The organism is Stenotrophomonas sp. YJH_SMC_106-19 (assembly GCF_059368375.1).
In genome coordinates this window covers 1,648,533-1,662,381 of record NZ_JCAFRQ010000001.1, presented here as the reverse complement: position 1 = coordinate 1,662,381, position 13,849 = coordinate 1,648,533, and the positions used below count along the sequence as shown (strand labels likewise).

General features: G+C 65.4%; 15 protein-coding genes. 11 read left to right on the top strand and 4 right to left on the bottom strand.

Translation table 11 applies throughout. The annotated features are described in order from the left end of the window. The first annotated feature begins 3 nt into the window (after window positions 1–3). Window positions 4–1,425: a DcaP family trimeric outer membrane transporter gene (locus AC5P5M_RS07465; RefSeq protein WP_197571679.1), complete on the top strand. Its 1,422-nt coding sequence runs from the start codon at window positions 4–6 to the stop codon at window positions 1,423–1,425. Between the two features lie 94 nt (window positions 1,426–1,519). Then, window positions 1,520–3,184 carry an MFS transporter gene (locus tag AC5P5M_RS07460; RefSeq protein WP_053517700.1) on the top strand — a complete coding sequence of 555 codons (1,665 nt, stop codon included), beginning with the start codon at window positions 1,520–1,522 and terminating at the stop codon, window positions 3,182–3,184. A gap of 165 nt (window positions 3,185–3,349) precedes the next feature. Here the strand turns inward: AC5P5M_RS07460 and AC5P5M_RS07455 are convergent, their stop codons facing one another. The 3 genes from AC5P5M_RS07455 to AC5P5M_RS07445 are packed head-to-tail and all read right to left on the bottom strand — an operon-like array spanning window position 3,350 to window position 5,166. Beyond that, window positions 3,350–3,994 (bottom strand): hypothetical protein, encoded by a 645-nt coding sequence (locus AC5P5M_RS07455; protein WP_495205707.1) that lies wholly within the window; start codon window positions 3,992–3,994, stop codon window positions 3,350–3,352. A gap of 42 nt (window positions 3,995–4,036) precedes the next feature. Next, entirely contained in the window at window positions 4,037–4,750 is a 714-nt protein-coding gene (locus AC5P5M_RS07450; RefSeq protein WP_065174248.1) for a hypothetical protein, read from the bottom strand. Next, window positions 4,747–5,166: a hypothetical protein gene (locus tag AC5P5M_RS07445; RefSeq protein ID WP_180876444.1), complete on the bottom strand. Its 420-nt coding sequence runs from the start codon at window positions 5,164–5,166 to the stop codon at window positions 4,747–4,749. Before AC5P5M_RS07445 ends, AC5P5M_RS07450 begins: the two co-directional genes overlap by 4 nt. 597 nt (window positions 5,167–5,763) lie before the next feature. Between AC5P5M_RS07445 and AC5P5M_RS07440 the strand changes: the two genes are divergently transcribed. After that, entirely contained in the window at window positions 5,764–7,173 is a 1,410-nt protein-coding gene (locus tag AC5P5M_RS07440) for a coniferyl aldehyde dehydrogenase (RefSeq protein ID WP_495205706.1), read from the top strand. An 80-nt stretch (window positions 7,174–7,253) separates the two neighbouring features. Beyond that, window positions 7,254–8,021, top strand: coding sequence for an exodeoxyribonuclease III (xth, locus tag AC5P5M_RS07435; RefSeq protein ID WP_476340017.1), 768 nt, complete (start codon window positions 7,254–7,256; stop codon window positions 8,019–8,021). A 36-nt stretch (window positions 8,022–8,057) separates the two neighbouring features. On the opposite strand, the gene AC5P5M_RS07430 is transcribed toward xth, so the two are convergent. Continuing rightward, entirely contained in the window at window positions 8,058–8,309 is a 252-nt protein-coding gene (locus AC5P5M_RS07430; RefSeq protein WP_005411656.1) for a GlsB/YeaQ/YmgE family stress response membrane protein, read from the bottom strand. An 84-nt stretch (window positions 8,310–8,393) separates the two neighbouring features. Here AC5P5M_RS07430 and AC5P5M_RS07425 point away from each other — a divergent pair, with 84 nt between their 5' ends. The 7 genes from AC5P5M_RS07425 to AC5P5M_RS07395 all read left to right on the top strand — a co-directional run bounded on the left by AC5P5M_RS07425 (window position 8,394) and on the right by AC5P5M_RS07395 (window position 13,651). Next, the gene (locus AC5P5M_RS07425; protein ID WP_495205705.1) at window positions 8,394–8,993 is read left to right on the top strand and encodes a 4'-phosphopantetheinyl transferase family protein; all 600 of its coding nucleotides are present in this window, start codon (window positions 8,394–8,396) and stop codon (window positions 8,991–8,993) included. Between the two features lie 39 nt (window positions 8,994–9,032). Beyond that, on the top strand, window positions 9,033–9,671 hold the full coding sequence (gene rsmG / locus AC5P5M_RS07420; RefSeq protein ID WP_053517711.1) for a 16S rRNA (guanine(527)-N(7))-methyltransferase RsmG: 639 nt from the start codon (window positions 9,033–9,035) through the stop codon (window positions 9,669–9,671). 111 nt (window positions 9,672–9,782) lie between these two features. After that, the gene (locus AC5P5M_RS07415; protein ID WP_053517712.1) at window positions 9,783–10,580 is read left to right on the top strand and encodes a ParA family protein; all 798 of its coding nucleotides are present in this window, start codon (window positions 9,783–9,785) and stop codon (window positions 10,578–10,580) included. Next, window positions 10,580–11,503, top strand: a complete 924-nt coding sequence (locus tag AC5P5M_RS07410) for a ParB/RepB/Spo0J family partition protein (RefSeq protein WP_495205704.1) — start codon at window positions 10,580–10,582, stop codon at window positions 11,501–11,503. The genes AC5P5M_RS07415 and AC5P5M_RS07410 overlap by 1 nt, the downstream gene beginning before the upstream one ends. 29 nt (window positions 11,504–11,532) lie before the next feature. Beyond that, window positions 11,533–12,498, top strand: a complete 966-nt coding sequence (locus AC5P5M_RS07405) for an NAD-dependent epimerase/dehydratase family protein (protein WP_495205703.1) — start codon at window positions 11,533–11,535, stop codon at window positions 12,496–12,498. Between the two features lie 89 nt (window positions 12,499–12,587). Then, window positions 12,588–13,310 (top strand): glycosyltransferase family 2 protein, encoded by a 723-nt coding sequence (locus AC5P5M_RS07400; protein ID WP_065174256.1) that lies wholly within the window; start codon window positions 12,588–12,590, stop codon window positions 13,308–13,310. Further along, on the top strand, window positions 13,310–13,651 hold the full coding sequence (locus tag AC5P5M_RS07395) for a lipid-A-disaccharide synthase N-terminal domain-containing protein (protein ID WP_053517717.1): 342 nt from the start codon (window positions 13,310–13,312) through the stop codon (window positions 13,649–13,651). Before AC5P5M_RS07400 ends, AC5P5M_RS07395 begins: the two co-directional genes overlap by 1 nt. Window positions 13,652–13,849: the final 198 nt, after the last annotated feature.

The window sequence follows — 13,849 nt, the reverse complement described above, 5'->3', positions numbered from 1 at the left end:
AACATGAGCCACCGTACGTTGAAAGCCGTGCGCACACCTTTGGCGGCCTGCCTGCTGGTCGCCCTGGTCGCACCGGGCATGGCGTTCGCAGAGACCGCCAAAGAGAAAGCACTCGAATCACGCATCGCCGAACTGGAGCGCCAGGTCCAGCTGCTGCTGTCTTCGCAGCAACAGCAGCAGACCCAGATCGCCCAGACCCAGCAGGCGGTGACCGAAGTCCGCACCGTGCAGTCCGAGCAGAAGCCGGCGGTGCCGGCCGGCAAGCAGCCGATCCAGGTCACCACCATCACTCCCGGTGCCGCACCGGGTACCACGGTCAAGATCGGTGGCTTCATCAAGGCTGACTTCCTGGCGACCCAGACCAGCGACGGCCAGCTGGCCGACGATGCCACCGGCCGTTCGCTGTATTTGCCGGGCCAGACCCCGGTGGAAGGTGCCGGCGGAAACGGCAGGCGTTCGGGCACCGACTACAACGCCCACGCAAAGTTCTCGCGCTTCAACCTGGGCATCGACAACGTGAGCGAGTCCGGCAACAAGGCCGGCGCGTTCTTCGAGATGGACTTCTTCGGCAACTCGCTCGGCAACCAGACCGCCACCAACACCTACGGTGTCACCCTGCGCCATGCCTACATGTACTGGAACAACTGGCTCGCCGGCCAGACCTGGTCCAACTTCATGGACGCGGCCGCATTGCCGGAAGCGGTCGACTTCGTCGGCCCGACCGACGGTGTGATCTTCGTACGCCAGGCACAGGTGCGTTACACCAGCGGCGGCTTCAGCGTTGCCCTGGAAAACCCGGAAACCACCACGCTTACCGGTACCCGCAATCCGGTCACGGGTGCCTGGACCAACGCCAGCGCCAACTCCGATCGCGGCAGCCTGCCGGATCTGACGATGCGTTACGGCTGGAAGGGCGACTGGGGCACCTTCGGCGTCGGCGGCATCGTCCGCCAGCTGAAGGTCGACAACCAGACCACCGGCGCCAAGGCCGACAAGGTTGCCGGCGGCCTGACCCTGGGCGGCAAGTGGGTGATGGGCGACAGCGATTCGCTGCATTACCAGTTCACCGGAGGCGAGGGCATCGCGCGTTACATCGGCCTGGGCATCACCGCCGACTCGGCCTATGACATCGCCCGCGACGAGCTCAATCCGACCGGCGTTCTGGCCGGCTACGTGGGCTGGCGCCACGCGTTCTCGCCGAAGCTGCGCACCAACCTGATCTATGCGCGCAGCGACTACGACAACGACAGCGTGCTGGGCCCGCTGGTCACCAAGAGCGTGCAGAGCATCCGCGGCAACATCTTCTACTCACCGCTGCCCAAGGTCGATGTCGGCGCCGAGCTGATGTATGGCCGCCGCGAGATCGAGAACGGCAACAAGGGTGACATCACCCGGCTGCAGTTCACCACGAAGTACAGCTTCTGACGGCGCGCCGACCCAGGTCGGCCGCTACCGATACTGAGTGCCGACCCACCGTCGGCACCTACCAACAACGATTGCTTCGGAGGGGAAGCGTCTCATGTCCAGCACACCCAGCACCGCGCACAATCCCGCGGGCACCCTAACCAAGGGCCACAAGAAAGTCATCTTCGCTTCGAGCCTGGGTACGGTCTTCGAGTGGTATGACTTCTTCCTGTACGGCTCGCTCGCCGCCATCATCGCCAAGCAGTTCTTCAGCGGTGTCAATGAAACCACGGGCATGATCTTCGCCCTGCTGGCGTTCGCCGCCGGCTTCTTCGTGCGACCGTTCGGCGCGGCCTTCTTCGGCAGCCTCGGCGACCGCATCGGCCGCAAGTACACCTTCCTGGTCACCATCCTGATCATGGGCATCTCGACGTTCCTGGTCGGTGTGCTGCCCAACTACGCGTCGATCGGCTTTGCCGCGCCGGTGATCCTGATCATCCTGCGCCTGGCCCAGGGCCTGGCGATGGGTGGCGAATACGGCGGCGCGGCGACCTACGTGGCCGAGCATGCCCCGGACGACAAGCGTGGCCTGTACACCAGCTTCATCCAGTGCACCGCCACGCTGGGCCTGTTCATGTCGCTGCTGATCATCCTGGCCTGCCGCTACTTCCTGGGCAATGAAGCATTCGAAGCCTGGGGCTGGCGCATTCCGTTCCTGGTGTCCATCGTGCTGCTGGGCATCTCGGTGTGGATCCGCCTGCAGCTGAGTGAGTCGCCGCTGTTCCAGCAGATGAAGTCGGAAGGCAAGGGCTCCAAGACGCCGTTCCGTGACAGCCTGAAGGGCGGCAACCTGAAGCTGATGCTGCTGGTCCTGCTGGGCGCAGCGGCCGGCCAGGCCGTGGTCTGGTACGGCGGCCAGTTCTATGCGCTGTTCTTCCTCAGCAGCATGCTGAAGGTCGACGCCACCACCTCCTACCTGCTGATCGCAGCCGCACTGGCGCTGGGTGTGCCGTTCTTCATCTTCTTCGGCTGGCTGTCCGACCGTATCGGCCGCAAGAAGATCATCCTCGCCGGCTGCCTGCTGGCTGCCGTGACCTACATCCCGATCTTCAAGGGCCTGACCCACTTCGCCAACCCGGCCATCGAAGAGGCCCGCAGCAGCTCGCCGGCCCTGGTCGTGGCCGATCCGTCCACCTGCTCGTTCCAGTTCGATCCGGTCGGCCTGCGCAAGTTCACCAGCTCCTGTGACGTGGCCACCGCCGCGTTGACCAAGGCGGGCGTGCCGTACGACGTGCAGCCGGCAGCGGCGGGTTCGCTGGCGATCGTCAACGTCGGCAGCGCCAGCGTCACCTCGTATGAAGCGGCGGGACTGAGCAAGGACGAAGGCAAGGCCAAGGCCGACGCGTTCGGTGCCGAACTGAAGACCGCCCTGACCACCGCCGGCTACCCGGCCAAGGCGGACAGCGCGCGCATCAACATTGCGGGCACGATCTTCATGCTGTGGCTGCTGGTGCTGTACGTGACCATGGTCTACGGCCCGATCGCCGCCTACCTGGTCGAGCTGTTCCCGACCCGCATCCGCTACACCTCGATGTCGCTGCCGTATCACATCGGCAACGGCTGGTTCGGTGGCTTCCTGCCGGCGATCTCCTTCGCGCTGGTGGCCGGTACCGGCAACCTGTACTACGGCCTGTGGTATCCGATCGCGATCGCGCTGATGTCGGTGGTGATCGGTGGCCTGTTCCTGCGTGAAACCAAGGACGTGGATATCACCAAATAACCGGTGGGTTCCATGCAGTGAAGGGAAGGCCGCGGTGCAGACCGCGGCCTTTCTGCTTGTGGGATGGCGACCGGGGTCGGATCCCTTTCGCATGCGAAAGGGCTCTGACCCCGCCGCGGTATGCAGTACAAGCTGCAGCCTTATGCAGTCGATCAACGGTCAGCTTTACCCGCCGTACAGTGCCCTTCTTTGCGAGCGAGTGACGTCAAAGATCCCCGTATCGATCAGCTTCCCGTAGTGGTCCCTGTTGCCCGGGCCTGGTGGGTCACAGCGAAGCAGATTGTCGAGGGAACCATCGGGCGCATCCGAGGAACTCAGGCGGCCTGAGGCATAGTCCTCCGCGGTGGGGCGCACCTCAGAAGGGTGCAGCTCAGGAAGGGCGGGAGATGCCCAGGCGCCAGCGTCATTGAATTGCCCTCCACAGAATTGCCCGGTCTGACGCGCGAGCAGGCAACCGCTTCGTGTGTCGATGAAACCGCAGTACCGCCTTTCATGCAGAGAACCGCGCCCATCCGGCATGCCAACCTCACCGGATTCCACGTCAGTGACAAGCACATACCGGCCGTCAGGGGACGTCGCCGGATCGGGGTCGTACTCGAACAGAGAGTACGAGCGCTTGCCCAAAGCTATGCGGCGCACCAGCTTGCCCTGCTTCATCACCGAGAGGTTCCGGTAGCGGCCATTCTCCTCGCCGTCGTATCGCAGTGTGATGCTGCTGCCAGAGTGCACCCATTTGCCGCCGTCAGCCTTCGCATCCTCTGTTGAAGCCGCTGTTGCGAGCACAGTGAGGATGAAGCTAAACAAATTCATTCTCCAGGAGACCATCATCTTGGCGGGAGCATGTGATGGGCATCAGGGGCTGGTGGTAGTGGCTTCCGGGCATTCACCTTCCTCCGCCAGCTGCCGCGTCGAGAACTCCTTGATGCACAACAAGCGCTGTTCACTCTCATCGCCTGCCCGACCGATTTCTCTGCGCAGCTGGTCGACTCCCGGGCAGCGCGCAGCGCGAGCGACAACGAGGTTGCACACAGGAACAAACGGGAAGTGCACCTGATGGCGCGGGATGTTCAGCTTTCTGTCCCAGGTCTCGAATGGAAAGAGCACATGTAACACGCCATCTGCCGCTTCACCCTCGCTTGGTCGCGTGAGGGCGACATCCGGTGCATCCCTGAGCAAGGTGGCATAGGCTTCCAGAAAGCGACGGCCCCGACTATCGTGCTCTGCTGGTGTCTCTGCCCGCCGCAGGGCCGCGTAGTAGGGAAAGAGGCGCTCTGCATCAGGTGCGTTGCAGGTGATGCCACGTGGTTGCGACTGCGTATTGCCAGGTCCCGCTGACCTGCATGGGGTACGCTTCAGTCGCTCCTCCAAAGCAGCCAGCACCCGATCGATGGTGGCGCCAGAGGTGGGCTCACCGTCCAGCTCGCCCACAAGCGACGCCAGGCTGTCGCCCACCATCGAGACATACTCGCGCTTTGTATCCTGCGCGAAATGGCCATTGGACGGCGGAGGGGCAGTCGACGCTTCAGACAGAGACAGTACTGCGGCCATCACGAGAGCCACCATCATCGATTGCACACCAGATCGCCAATGGAATCAGGCTGCAGGGCGATGGAGCACCACCTGATCACCTTGCGTCCCCTTCGTGAGGGAGTGAATTCCACTTCTACATCCAGACGGTCATCGTGGAAATCGAGTGTCTTGAAGTCGACCAATGCGAAGTCGCGATCAAATCTGGCTTCGCCGAGCGAGCAGATCGTCCGATCGCGCAGGAAGATGCCTGGATGACCGGGTTTCAGGTACTGGATCGTCAGGCACGGATTGTCCGCCGTCAGCACGTATCTGACCAGGAGATCGCCAGCTCTTTCCAATTCTGCATTTGTGACCTTTGAATAGTTGATGGGACGCGGTGCAGCCTTCACTGGCTCGTTCATCAGGGCAGTCGCTGCGCCGAACATCAGCGGAAGTGAAAGGTGCATCAGCACACCAAATCTCCGATGTGTCCGTGACGTATAGCGACTGAGCAATCCCGAACATTGCGGCCGGGTATGCGAAGGAGCGTGAAGTCGATCTCCAGATGAACATGGTCATGCTTGAACTCAACGTTTTCGACTCCGACATAAGCGAAATCACTCGAGAACTGCTGCTTCCCAAGCGAACAAATCTCTTTCTGGCGGATGAGAGTGTCTAGAGATTCAGATTCGAAAAGTTGAATCGCGAAACACGGGGAACCAGAGGTCTCTACATAGCGAGCCCAATGTCCCTGTGCTCTTGACGTCTTGGCCTTGATGACACGGGCGTAATCAATGGGTGGACTTGCTGCCACGGTGGTTCCAGCAATCAGAAGCCAGCCGGCCAAGCATGCGGAGATCATTCGCATTTTTCCATCATCTGGTTTCGGCAAGATCATTACCCTGATGCGGATGAGCCCGCTTGGCTATGAAGCAAGTACGAAATTGCACGTTTTCTTACTGTTCTTGGATTGGATGACGTTATTGAACCCATCCCGGCCAGTGTGGCCGCGTGTCACGGCGTGAAGGTTGGCATGCGAGCCAAGCACGGCTCGACCCTACAATCGGCCCATGACCACCACCGCCCCAGCCGACCTCCCCCACCTCCTGCACACCCTGCGCAGCGCCTGGCAGTCGCAGCGCCCGTCGCTCGACCAGCGCGAAGCCGACCTGCGCCGCCTGCGCGAGGCGCTGAAGCCGCGTCTGGATGAAATGGCCCAGGCCATCGCCGAGGACTTCGGCCATCGCGCCCACGTTGAATCGAAACTGGCCGATGGCATGAGCGTGCTGTCGGCCATCGACCACCTGCGGCGCCACCTGCGGCGCTGGTCGAAGCCGCAGCGGGCATCGGCGGGATGGAAGTTGTGGCCGGCGCGCGCGCAGCTGCGGCCGACGCCGTTGGGCGTGGTCGGGGTGATCTCGCCGTGGAACTACCCGGTTACGCTGGCATTGGTGCCACTGGCCACCGCCATCGCTGCCGGCAACCATGTGTTGCTGAAGCCGTCCGAACATACCCCGCGCACCAGCGCGTTCCTGGCCGATCTGCTGGCCAGTGTGTTCCCACCCGATCAGGTGGCGGTGGTGCAGGGTGGGGCGGACGTAGCCGCAGCGGTCTCCTCTTTGCCGCTGGACCATCTGTTGTTCACCGGTTCCACCGCCGTGGGCCGCAAGGTGATGGCGGCTGCGGCCGAACATCTGGTGCCGGTTACGCTGGAACTGGGCGGCAAGTCGCCGGCCATCGTCTGCCGTGATTTCCCGCTGGACAAAGCCGCCGCACGGCTGGCCACCGGCAAGTGGTTCAACGCGGGCCAGACCTGCATCGCGCCGGATTACGTGCTGATCGATAGCGCGCGTCAGCGCGAGTTCGTGCAGGCGCTGCAGCAGCAGGTACGCGAGCGCTATGGTGACTTCAGCGAGGCCGGCGACTACACGCGCATCATCAACGAAGGCCAGTACCAGCGCCTGCAGGGCTACCTGGCACAGGCGCGGCAGCGCGGGGTGCCGGTGATTCCGCTGGCGCAGGTGGATGACGCGCGTGCCGACCGCGAGCGCCTGCTGGTGCCGACCGTGGTGCTGGACCCGCCGGACAACCTGGACCTGATGCGTGAGGAGATCTTCGGGCCGATCCTGCCGGTGCGCGCCTACCCGGATCTGGATGCCGCGCTGGTCGACGTTCTCTCCCGCGACCGGCCGCTGGCGCTGTATCCATTCAGCCACGACCGCGCCACCGTGGAGCGCATTCTCGCCAACGTGGTGGCCGGGGGAGTGACGGTCAACGACACGCTGCTGCACTTCGCCGCCGATGGCCTGCCGTTCGGCGGGGTCGGTGCCAGCGGCATGGGCGCGTACCACGGCCGCGCCGGGTTCGATGCGATGAGCAAGCGGTTGCCGGTGCTGTGGCAGTCGCGCTGGGCGGCCAGCGACAGGCTGCGGCCGCCGTATTCGAAGATTGCGGGGATGTTGAAGGTGCTTCTGCGGTGAAGCCACGCATGGCGTGGGTCTACTGGTAGGTGCCAACCAAGGTTGGCGCCTACCAAAGCAGGCCCGGGTAGAATGCCCCCATGAAGATCGCCTCGTGGAATGTCAATTCGCTCAACGTTCGCCTGCCGCACCTGGAGCAGTGGCTCAAGGAGTTCGGCCCGGACATCGTCGGTATCCAGGAAACCAAGCTGGAGGACCACAAGTTCCCGGATGCGGCGCTGATCGGCGCCGGCTACCGCAGCGTATTCGCCGGCCAGAAGACCTACAACGGCGTAGCCCTGCTGTCACGCGAGCCGGCGCAGGACGTGCAGATCGGCATTCCGGGTTTCGAGGACGAGCAGAAGCGCGTCATCGCCGGAACCTTTGGCGACCTGCGGGTGATCAACCTGTATGTGGTCAACGGCCAGGACGTCGGCACCGACAAGTATGCGTACAAGCTGCGCTGGCTGGAGGCCGTGCAGGCCTGGATCGGCGAGGAACTGCAGCGGCACCCGAAGCTGGTCGTGCTGGGTGACTTCAACATCGCCCCGGACGCCCGCGACGTGCATGATCCGGAGGTGTGGAACGAGAACCACATCCTCACCTCCACCGCCGAGCGCGGCGCGCTGAACAAGCTGCTGCAGCTGGGCCTGCACGATGGCTTCCGGCTGCACAACGATGAAGCCGGCACGTTCAGCTGGTGGGATTACCGCGCGGCGGGCTTCCGCCGCAATCTGGGCCTGCGCATCGACCTCACCCTGGTCTCCGATGCGCTCAAGGGCGGCGCCGTGGCGTCCGGCATCGACCGCGAGCCACGTACCTGGGAGCGCCCCAGCGACCACGCGCCGGCATGGGTGCAGTTGGGGTGAGGTAGCGCCGGGCCGTGCCCGGCGCTGCCCGTCGGATCAACGTATGCTCTTGCGGGTGAACAGGTTGACGATCGCCAGCAGGATCACCGCACCGATCAGCGAGAACAGGAAGGTGCGGATGGTGATCGCTTCGTTGATGCCGCCGCCGAACAGCCAGCCGGAAATCAGCGCGCCGACAATGCCGACCACGATGTTGAGAATGATGCCCTGCTGCGCATCGCGCTTCATGATGATGCTTGCCAGCCAGCCCACGATGCCGCCGACGATCAGCCAGATGATGATGCCCATGATCGAACCTCCGGTGGAAAACCGTGACCAGTTGACGCGCATGGCTGTGAACCCGTCGTGCAATCCCGTGACGGTTGCGTGCGGATGAGCTTGCCAGCCACCCTGGATGGCCCCTGGCGCTTCGGGCCCGTGACGGTCTGGCGGCGGCCACATGTGCCGGGCCAGCGTGGTGAGCCGCAGGCCCGGCAGGTGCTGGCACAGGCGCTGGATCTCGCGCCGGAGGCACTGCCGCTGCTCCGCGACGACAAGGGCCGACCCGAGCTGACCGGTGCGCTGGCCGACCACGGCACGGGCTGGAGCCACAGTGGCGACGTGCTGCTGGTGGCGCTGGGTGAAGGTGTACGGCTCGGCGTGGACCTGGAACTGCTGCGCCCGCGCCCACGCCTGCTGGAGATCGTGCAGCGCTTCTTCCATCCGGAAGAGGTGGCCTGGCTGCAGGGCCTGGACGCCACGGAACGCGAACACTGGTTCTTCCGTGTCTGGTGCGCCAAGGAGGCGCTGCTGAAGGCACACGGGCAGGGCATTTCGTTCGGCCTGCATCGCCTGCAGCTGGCGCCAGGTGTCGACGGCGCCCTGCACCTGCGCTGGTGCGACCCTGCGCTGGGTGATGCCCGGCAGTGGCATCTGCACGAATGGCAGGCCAGCGGCCAGTTCCGTGCCGCATTGGCCTGGTATCCGCAATGAAGCGGCGAATCAGCCCGGGAAACGGGCGATAATGGCGGCATGAGCGAACACGAACTTCCCGCCGGCGTGACCGCCACGCTGGAGCAGGGCCTGGCCGGCATGGGCCTGGACGCCGCACTGGCGCCGCCGCTGCTGCGCTACCTGGGCCTGCTGCACCGCTGGAACGGCACCTACAACCTCACCGCCATCCGCGACCCGCAGGAGATGGTCACCCGTCACCTGCTCGATTCGCTGGCCATGCAGCCGTTCGTGGCCGATGGCCGCCTGGCCGACCTCGGTACCGGTCCTGGACTGCCCGGTATCCCGCTGGCGATCGCCTGCCCGGGTCTGCAGGTCACCCTGGTCGAGAGCAACGGCAAGAAGGCCCGCTTCATGCGCGAGGCCGTGCGCCAGCTCGGCCTGGGCAATGCCCGCGTGGCCGAGTCGCGCGCCGAAGCGCTGGACGAGGCCGGCCACTACGACCAGTTGACCGCCCGCGCGATGGACACGCTGGCCGGCATCATCCGCGTCGGTGGCCACCTGCTGCGTCCTGGCGGTGTGCTGCTGGCGATGAAGGGCGTCTACCCGCATGAAGAGATCGCCGCACTGCCGGCAGGCTGGCAGGTGCGCGACGTGGCCCCGTTGAGCGTGCCCGGCCTGGCGGGCGAGCGCCACCTGGTCACCGTTACAGGCCCCTGATCCCGCCGCCAACCCTTTGCGCGACAAGGGGTTGGCGATCCACGATTTCCGCCCGGGCCCGGTTGTACGCATAATGACCGGTCCCAGCATCCGTCGACGAGGCACACCCGCATGGCCCGCATCATCGCCATCGCCAACCAGAAGGGTGGCGTCGGCAAGACCACGACCGCCGTCAACCTGGCCGCTTCCCTGGCCAACGCACCCAAGCGCGTGCTGTTGGTCGACCTGGATTCGCAGGGCAACGCGACCATGGGCAGTGGTGTGGACAAGCGTGAGCTGGCGGCGTCCACCTGCGACCTGCTGCTGGGCGAGAACACCGCCGCCGACGTGCGTGTGCAGACCGCGGAAGGCTACGACCTGCTGCCCGGCAACATCGACCTGACCGCAGCCGAAATCCAGCTGATGGCGCAGGGCGAGCGCGAGCAGCGCCTGAAGCGGGCGCTGGCGCCGATCCGCGACGAGTACGACTACATCCTGATCGACTGCCCGCCGGCGCTTTCACTGCTGACGCTCAACGCACTGGCCGCCGCCGATTCGGTGATCGTGCCGATGCAGTGCGAGTACTACGCGCTGGAAGGCCTGAGTGCGCTGGTGGAAACCATCGAGGCGCTGCGCGCCAGCCTGAACCCGGCGCTGGAGATCGAGGGCGTGCTGCGTACCATGTTCGATGTGCGCAACAACCTGGCCAACGCCGTATCGGCCGAACTGACCGAACACTTCGGCGACCGCGTGTTCCGTACCATCGTGCCGCGCAACGTGCGCCTGGCTGAAGCGCCCAGCCACGGCCAGAGCATCGTCGGCTACGACCGCGCCTCGCGCGGCGGCGTGGCTTACCTCGGCCTGGCCGGCGAGATCATCCGTCGCAACAACGAACGCAACAAGGCCACCAAGGCCGTGGAGACCGTCTGATGACCAGCAGCAAGCCGGCAGCCAAGAAGCGAGGCCTCGGCCGTGGCCTGGATGCGCTGCTCGGTCCGAAGGGAGCGGTCAGCCAGGTGCAGGCCACCACCGCGGTGATCGAACCGTTGCCGGGTGAGGTGCTGCGCAAGCTGCCGGTCGGCCAGCTGCAGCCGGGCAAGTACCAGCCGCGTCGCGAAATGGACGAGGGCAAGCTGTCCGAACTGGCGGACTCGATCCGGTCGCAGGGCGTGATCCAGCCGATCCTGGTGCGTCAGCTGCCGGCGGGCAACTTCGAGATCGTCGCCGGCGAACGCCGCTGGCGCGCCTCGCAGCTGGCCGGTCTGGACGAAGTGCCGGTGGTGGTGCGCGAACTGGAAGACCGCACCGTCATCGCGATGGCGCTGATCGAGAACATCCAGCGCGAAGACCTCAACCCGCTGGAAGAAGCCGAGGCGCTGCAGCGCCTGATCAGCGAGTTCACCCTGACCCATGCCGAGGCGGCCGAGGCCGTCGGCCGCTCGCGTGCGGCGGTGTCCAACCTGCTGCGCCTGCTGGAACTGCCGGTGGCCATCCGCCTGCTGCTGGAAACCCGCCGACTGGAAATGGGCCACGCCCGCGCGCTGCTGACCCTGGCCCCGGAACTGGCCGGCAAGCTGGCGCAGGAAGCGGCCGATGAAGGCTGGTCGGTGCGTGAAGTGGAGCGCCGCGCGCAGGCCTTCGCCGCCGGCAAGGTGCCGAGCAACCGCCCGGCGGCCACGCCGAAGGTGCAGCAGGCCGACATCGCCTCGCTGGAAACCGAACTGTCCGAGTCGCTGGGGACCAAGGTGGCGATCAGCCACGGCCGCGCCGGCAAGGGCAAGCTGATCATCCACTACACCGATCTGGATACCCTCGACGGCGTGCTGGAAAAGCTGCGGATCCGCCAGGGCTGAGTCGCTCGGCACGTGGACAGAGACCTGCAATGACCATCCTGCTCACCGGCGCTGCCGGCTTCATCGGTGCCTACACCGCCCGCGCGCTGCTGGAGGCGGGCCAGCCGGTGGTGGGCCTGGACAACTTCAACGACTACTACGACCCGCAGATCAAGCGGGACCGCGTGGCCGCGCTGTGCCCCACGCTGGACCTGCGCACCCTGGACCTGACCGACCAGCAGGGCCTGGCTGCGCTGTTCGATGAGGTGCAGCCGACGGCAGTGATCCACCTGGCCGCGCAGGCCGGGGTGCGCTACTCGCTGGAGAATCCGCAGGCCTACGTCGACAGCAACCTGGTCGGCTTCGTCAATATCCTGGAACTGTGCCGCCACCGCGGCGTGCAGCATCTGGTCTACGCCTCCAGCAGTTCGGTGTACGGCGATTCGGCCACGCCGCCGTTCTCCGAGGACCAGCGCGTGGACCAGCCGCGCTCGCTGTACGCGGCCACCAAGGCTGCCAACGAGCTGATGGCGCACACCTACGCGCAGCTGTATGGCCTGCGTGCCACCGGCCTGCGCTTCTTCACCGTGTACGGCGCGTGGGGACGGCCGGACATGGCGCCGCTGCTGTTTTCGCGTGCCGTCCTGGCCGGGCGCCCGATCGAGGTGTTCAACCAGGGGCGCATGCAGCGCGATTTCACACATGTCTCCGACATCGTGTCGGGTATCCTCGGCGCGCTCGCGCACCCGGCCGACGGTCCGGTACCGCATCGGGTATTCAACCTCGGCAACCATACGCCGGTCGAGCTGGAGCGCTTCATCAGCGTCATCGAGCAGGCCGCCGGCCGCCCTGCGCAGAAGGTCTACAAGCCGATGCAGCCGGGCGACATGGTCCGCACGATGGCCGACACCCGCCGCGCACATGACGCATTCGGCTTCGATGCGGTGACCCCGATCGAGCAGGGGCTGCCGCCCGTCGTCCAGTGGTGCCGCGAGTATTTCGGCGATCGCGTCTGAGGAGCAATCCTCACACAGCCGGATTCATCTTCGGATAACCTCGGCTTCGGAGAATGCGCGGTCTTTGTCCCCTCTTGGCCGAGTGACCCATGAGCCAACCCGAGCTTTCCGTTGTCGTCCCCGTATTCAACGAGCGCGACAATGTCGCGCCCCTGATCGCCGAAATCGTCGCGGCACTGCGGGGCCGGTTGCCGTTCGAGATCGTCTATGTCGACGATCACTCCCGCGATGACAGCCTGGCGGTGCTGCAGGGCCTGAAAGCCACCACGCCGGAGCTGCGGGTGCTGCACCACGTCGAGCAGAGCGGGCAGAGCACAGCGGTGCGCACCGGTGTCAAGCATGCCCGTGCGCCGTGGATCGCCACCCTGGATGGTGATGGCCAGAACGATCCGGCCGACATCCCCAAGCTGCTGGCGGCTCGCGATGCTGCCGACGGGCAGGTGAAGCTGTTTGCCGGCTGGCGCGTCAACCGCCAGGACAGCGGCAGCAAGCGCTGGGCCAGTCGCTGGGCCAACCGCATCCGGGCGCGCATGCTGCGCGACGATACGCCCGACACCGGCTGCGGCATCAAGCTGTTCGAGCGCGAAGCCTTCCTCGACCTGCCGTATTTCGACCACATGCACCGCTATCTGCCGGCGCTGATGCAGCGTGCCGGTTGGAAGACCACCAGCGTGCCGGTCAACCATCGTCACCGTACCGCTGGCGTCTCCAAGTACAACAACCTCGGCCGTGCGCTGGTCGGCATCCGCGACCTGCGGGGCGTTGCCTGGCTGATCACCCGCAGCAGGCGTACCGCGGTGGAAGAACGATGATGGCGCTGCACTGGCTCGACCAGCCGCTGACCTGGTTGTTCTGGACCGGCCTGCATGTGACGGGCTGGAAGCTGATCGGCTATACCGGCGCACTGATGTTCGGCGGCCGCTGGCTGGTCCAGTTCATCGCCTCCCGGCGTGCCGGCAAGCCGGTCATCCCGCGCCTGTTCTGGTACATGAGCGTGATCGGCAGCCTGATGACGCTGAGCTACTTCCTGTTCTCGGCCAAGCAGGATTCGGTGGGCGTGCTGCAGAACCTGTTCCCGGCGTTCACCGCGCTGTACAGCCTGCACCTGGACATCCGGCACCGCGGCTGGAAGCGGGACAAAGCCAGCCATTGAGGTAGCGCCGGAGAGGTGTCCGTTCTGCACGCTGCGCGCTCGCGGGGCATGGCCCCGCGCTACCGATCCAACCGTTGAGGCGGCACCTGGGCGGGATCGAACGCCGGTAGCGCCGGGCCATGCCCGGCGAAGGTGTGCGGTCCCCGCGTTACCGGTCCTGCAGCGCAGGCAGGACTTTTGAACCATGCCCCGGCTGTC

What these genes read in the sequence shown, in the direction of transcription:
- AC5P5M_RS07395 (WP_053517717.1), top strand. Translation starts at nt 13,310, where the DNA reads ATGGCGCTGCACTGGCTCGACCAGCCGCTGACCTGGTTGTTCTGGACC.
- AC5P5M_RS07400 (WP_065174256.1), top strand. Translation starts at nt 12,588, where the DNA reads ATGAGCCAACCCGAGCTTTCCGTTGTCGTCCCCGTATTCAACGAGCGC.
- AC5P5M_RS07410 (WP_495205704.1), top strand. Translation starts at nt 10,580, where the DNA reads ATGACCAGCAGCAAGCCGGCAGCCAAGAAGCGAGGCCTCGGCCGTGGC.
- AC5P5M_RS07460 (WP_053517700.1), top strand. Translation starts at nt 1,520, where the DNA reads ATGTCCAGCACACCCAGCACCGCGCACAATCCCGCGGGCACCCTAACC.
- AC5P5M_RS07440 (WP_495205706.1), top strand. Translation starts at nt 5,764, where the DNA reads ATGACCACCACCGCCCCAGCCGACCTCCCCCACCTCCTGCACACCCTG.
- AC5P5M_RS07455 (WP_495205707.1), bottom strand. Translation starts at nt 3,994, where the DNA reads ATGAATTTGTTTAGCTTCATCCTCACTGTGCTCGCAACAGCGGCTTCA.
- xth (WP_476340017.1), top strand. Translation starts at nt 7,254, where the DNA reads ATGAAGATCGCCTCGTGGAATGTCAATTCGCTCAACGTTCGCCTGCCG.
- AC5P5M_RS07405 (WP_495205703.1), top strand. Translation starts at nt 11,533, where the DNA reads ATGACCATCCTGCTCACCGGCGCTGCCGGCTTCATCGGTGCCTACACC.
- AC5P5M_RS07465 (WP_197571679.1), top strand. Translation starts at nt 4, where the DNA reads ATGAGCCACCGTACGTTGAAAGCCGTGCGCACACCTTTGGCGGCCTGC.
- AC5P5M_RS07430 (WP_005411656.1), bottom strand. Translation starts at nt 8,309, where the DNA reads ATGGGCATCATCATCTGGCTGATCGTCGGCGGCATCGTGGGCTGGCTG.
- AC5P5M_RS07415 (WP_053517712.1), top strand. Translation starts at nt 9,783, where the DNA reads ATGGCCCGCATCATCGCCATCGCCAACCAGAAGGGTGGCGTCGGCAAG.
- AC5P5M_RS07450 (WP_065174248.1), bottom strand. Translation starts at nt 4,750, where the DNA reads ATGATGGTGGCTCTCGTGATGGCCGCAGTACTGTCTCTGTCTGAAGCG.
- AC5P5M_RS07425 (WP_495205705.1), top strand. Translation starts at nt 8,394, where the DNA reads ATGAGCTTGCCAGCCACCCTGGATGGCCCCTGGCGCTTCGGGCCCGTG.
- rsmG (WP_053517711.1), top strand. Translation starts at nt 9,033, where the DNA reads ATGAGCGAACACGAACTTCCCGCCGGCGTGACCGCCACGCTGGAGCAG.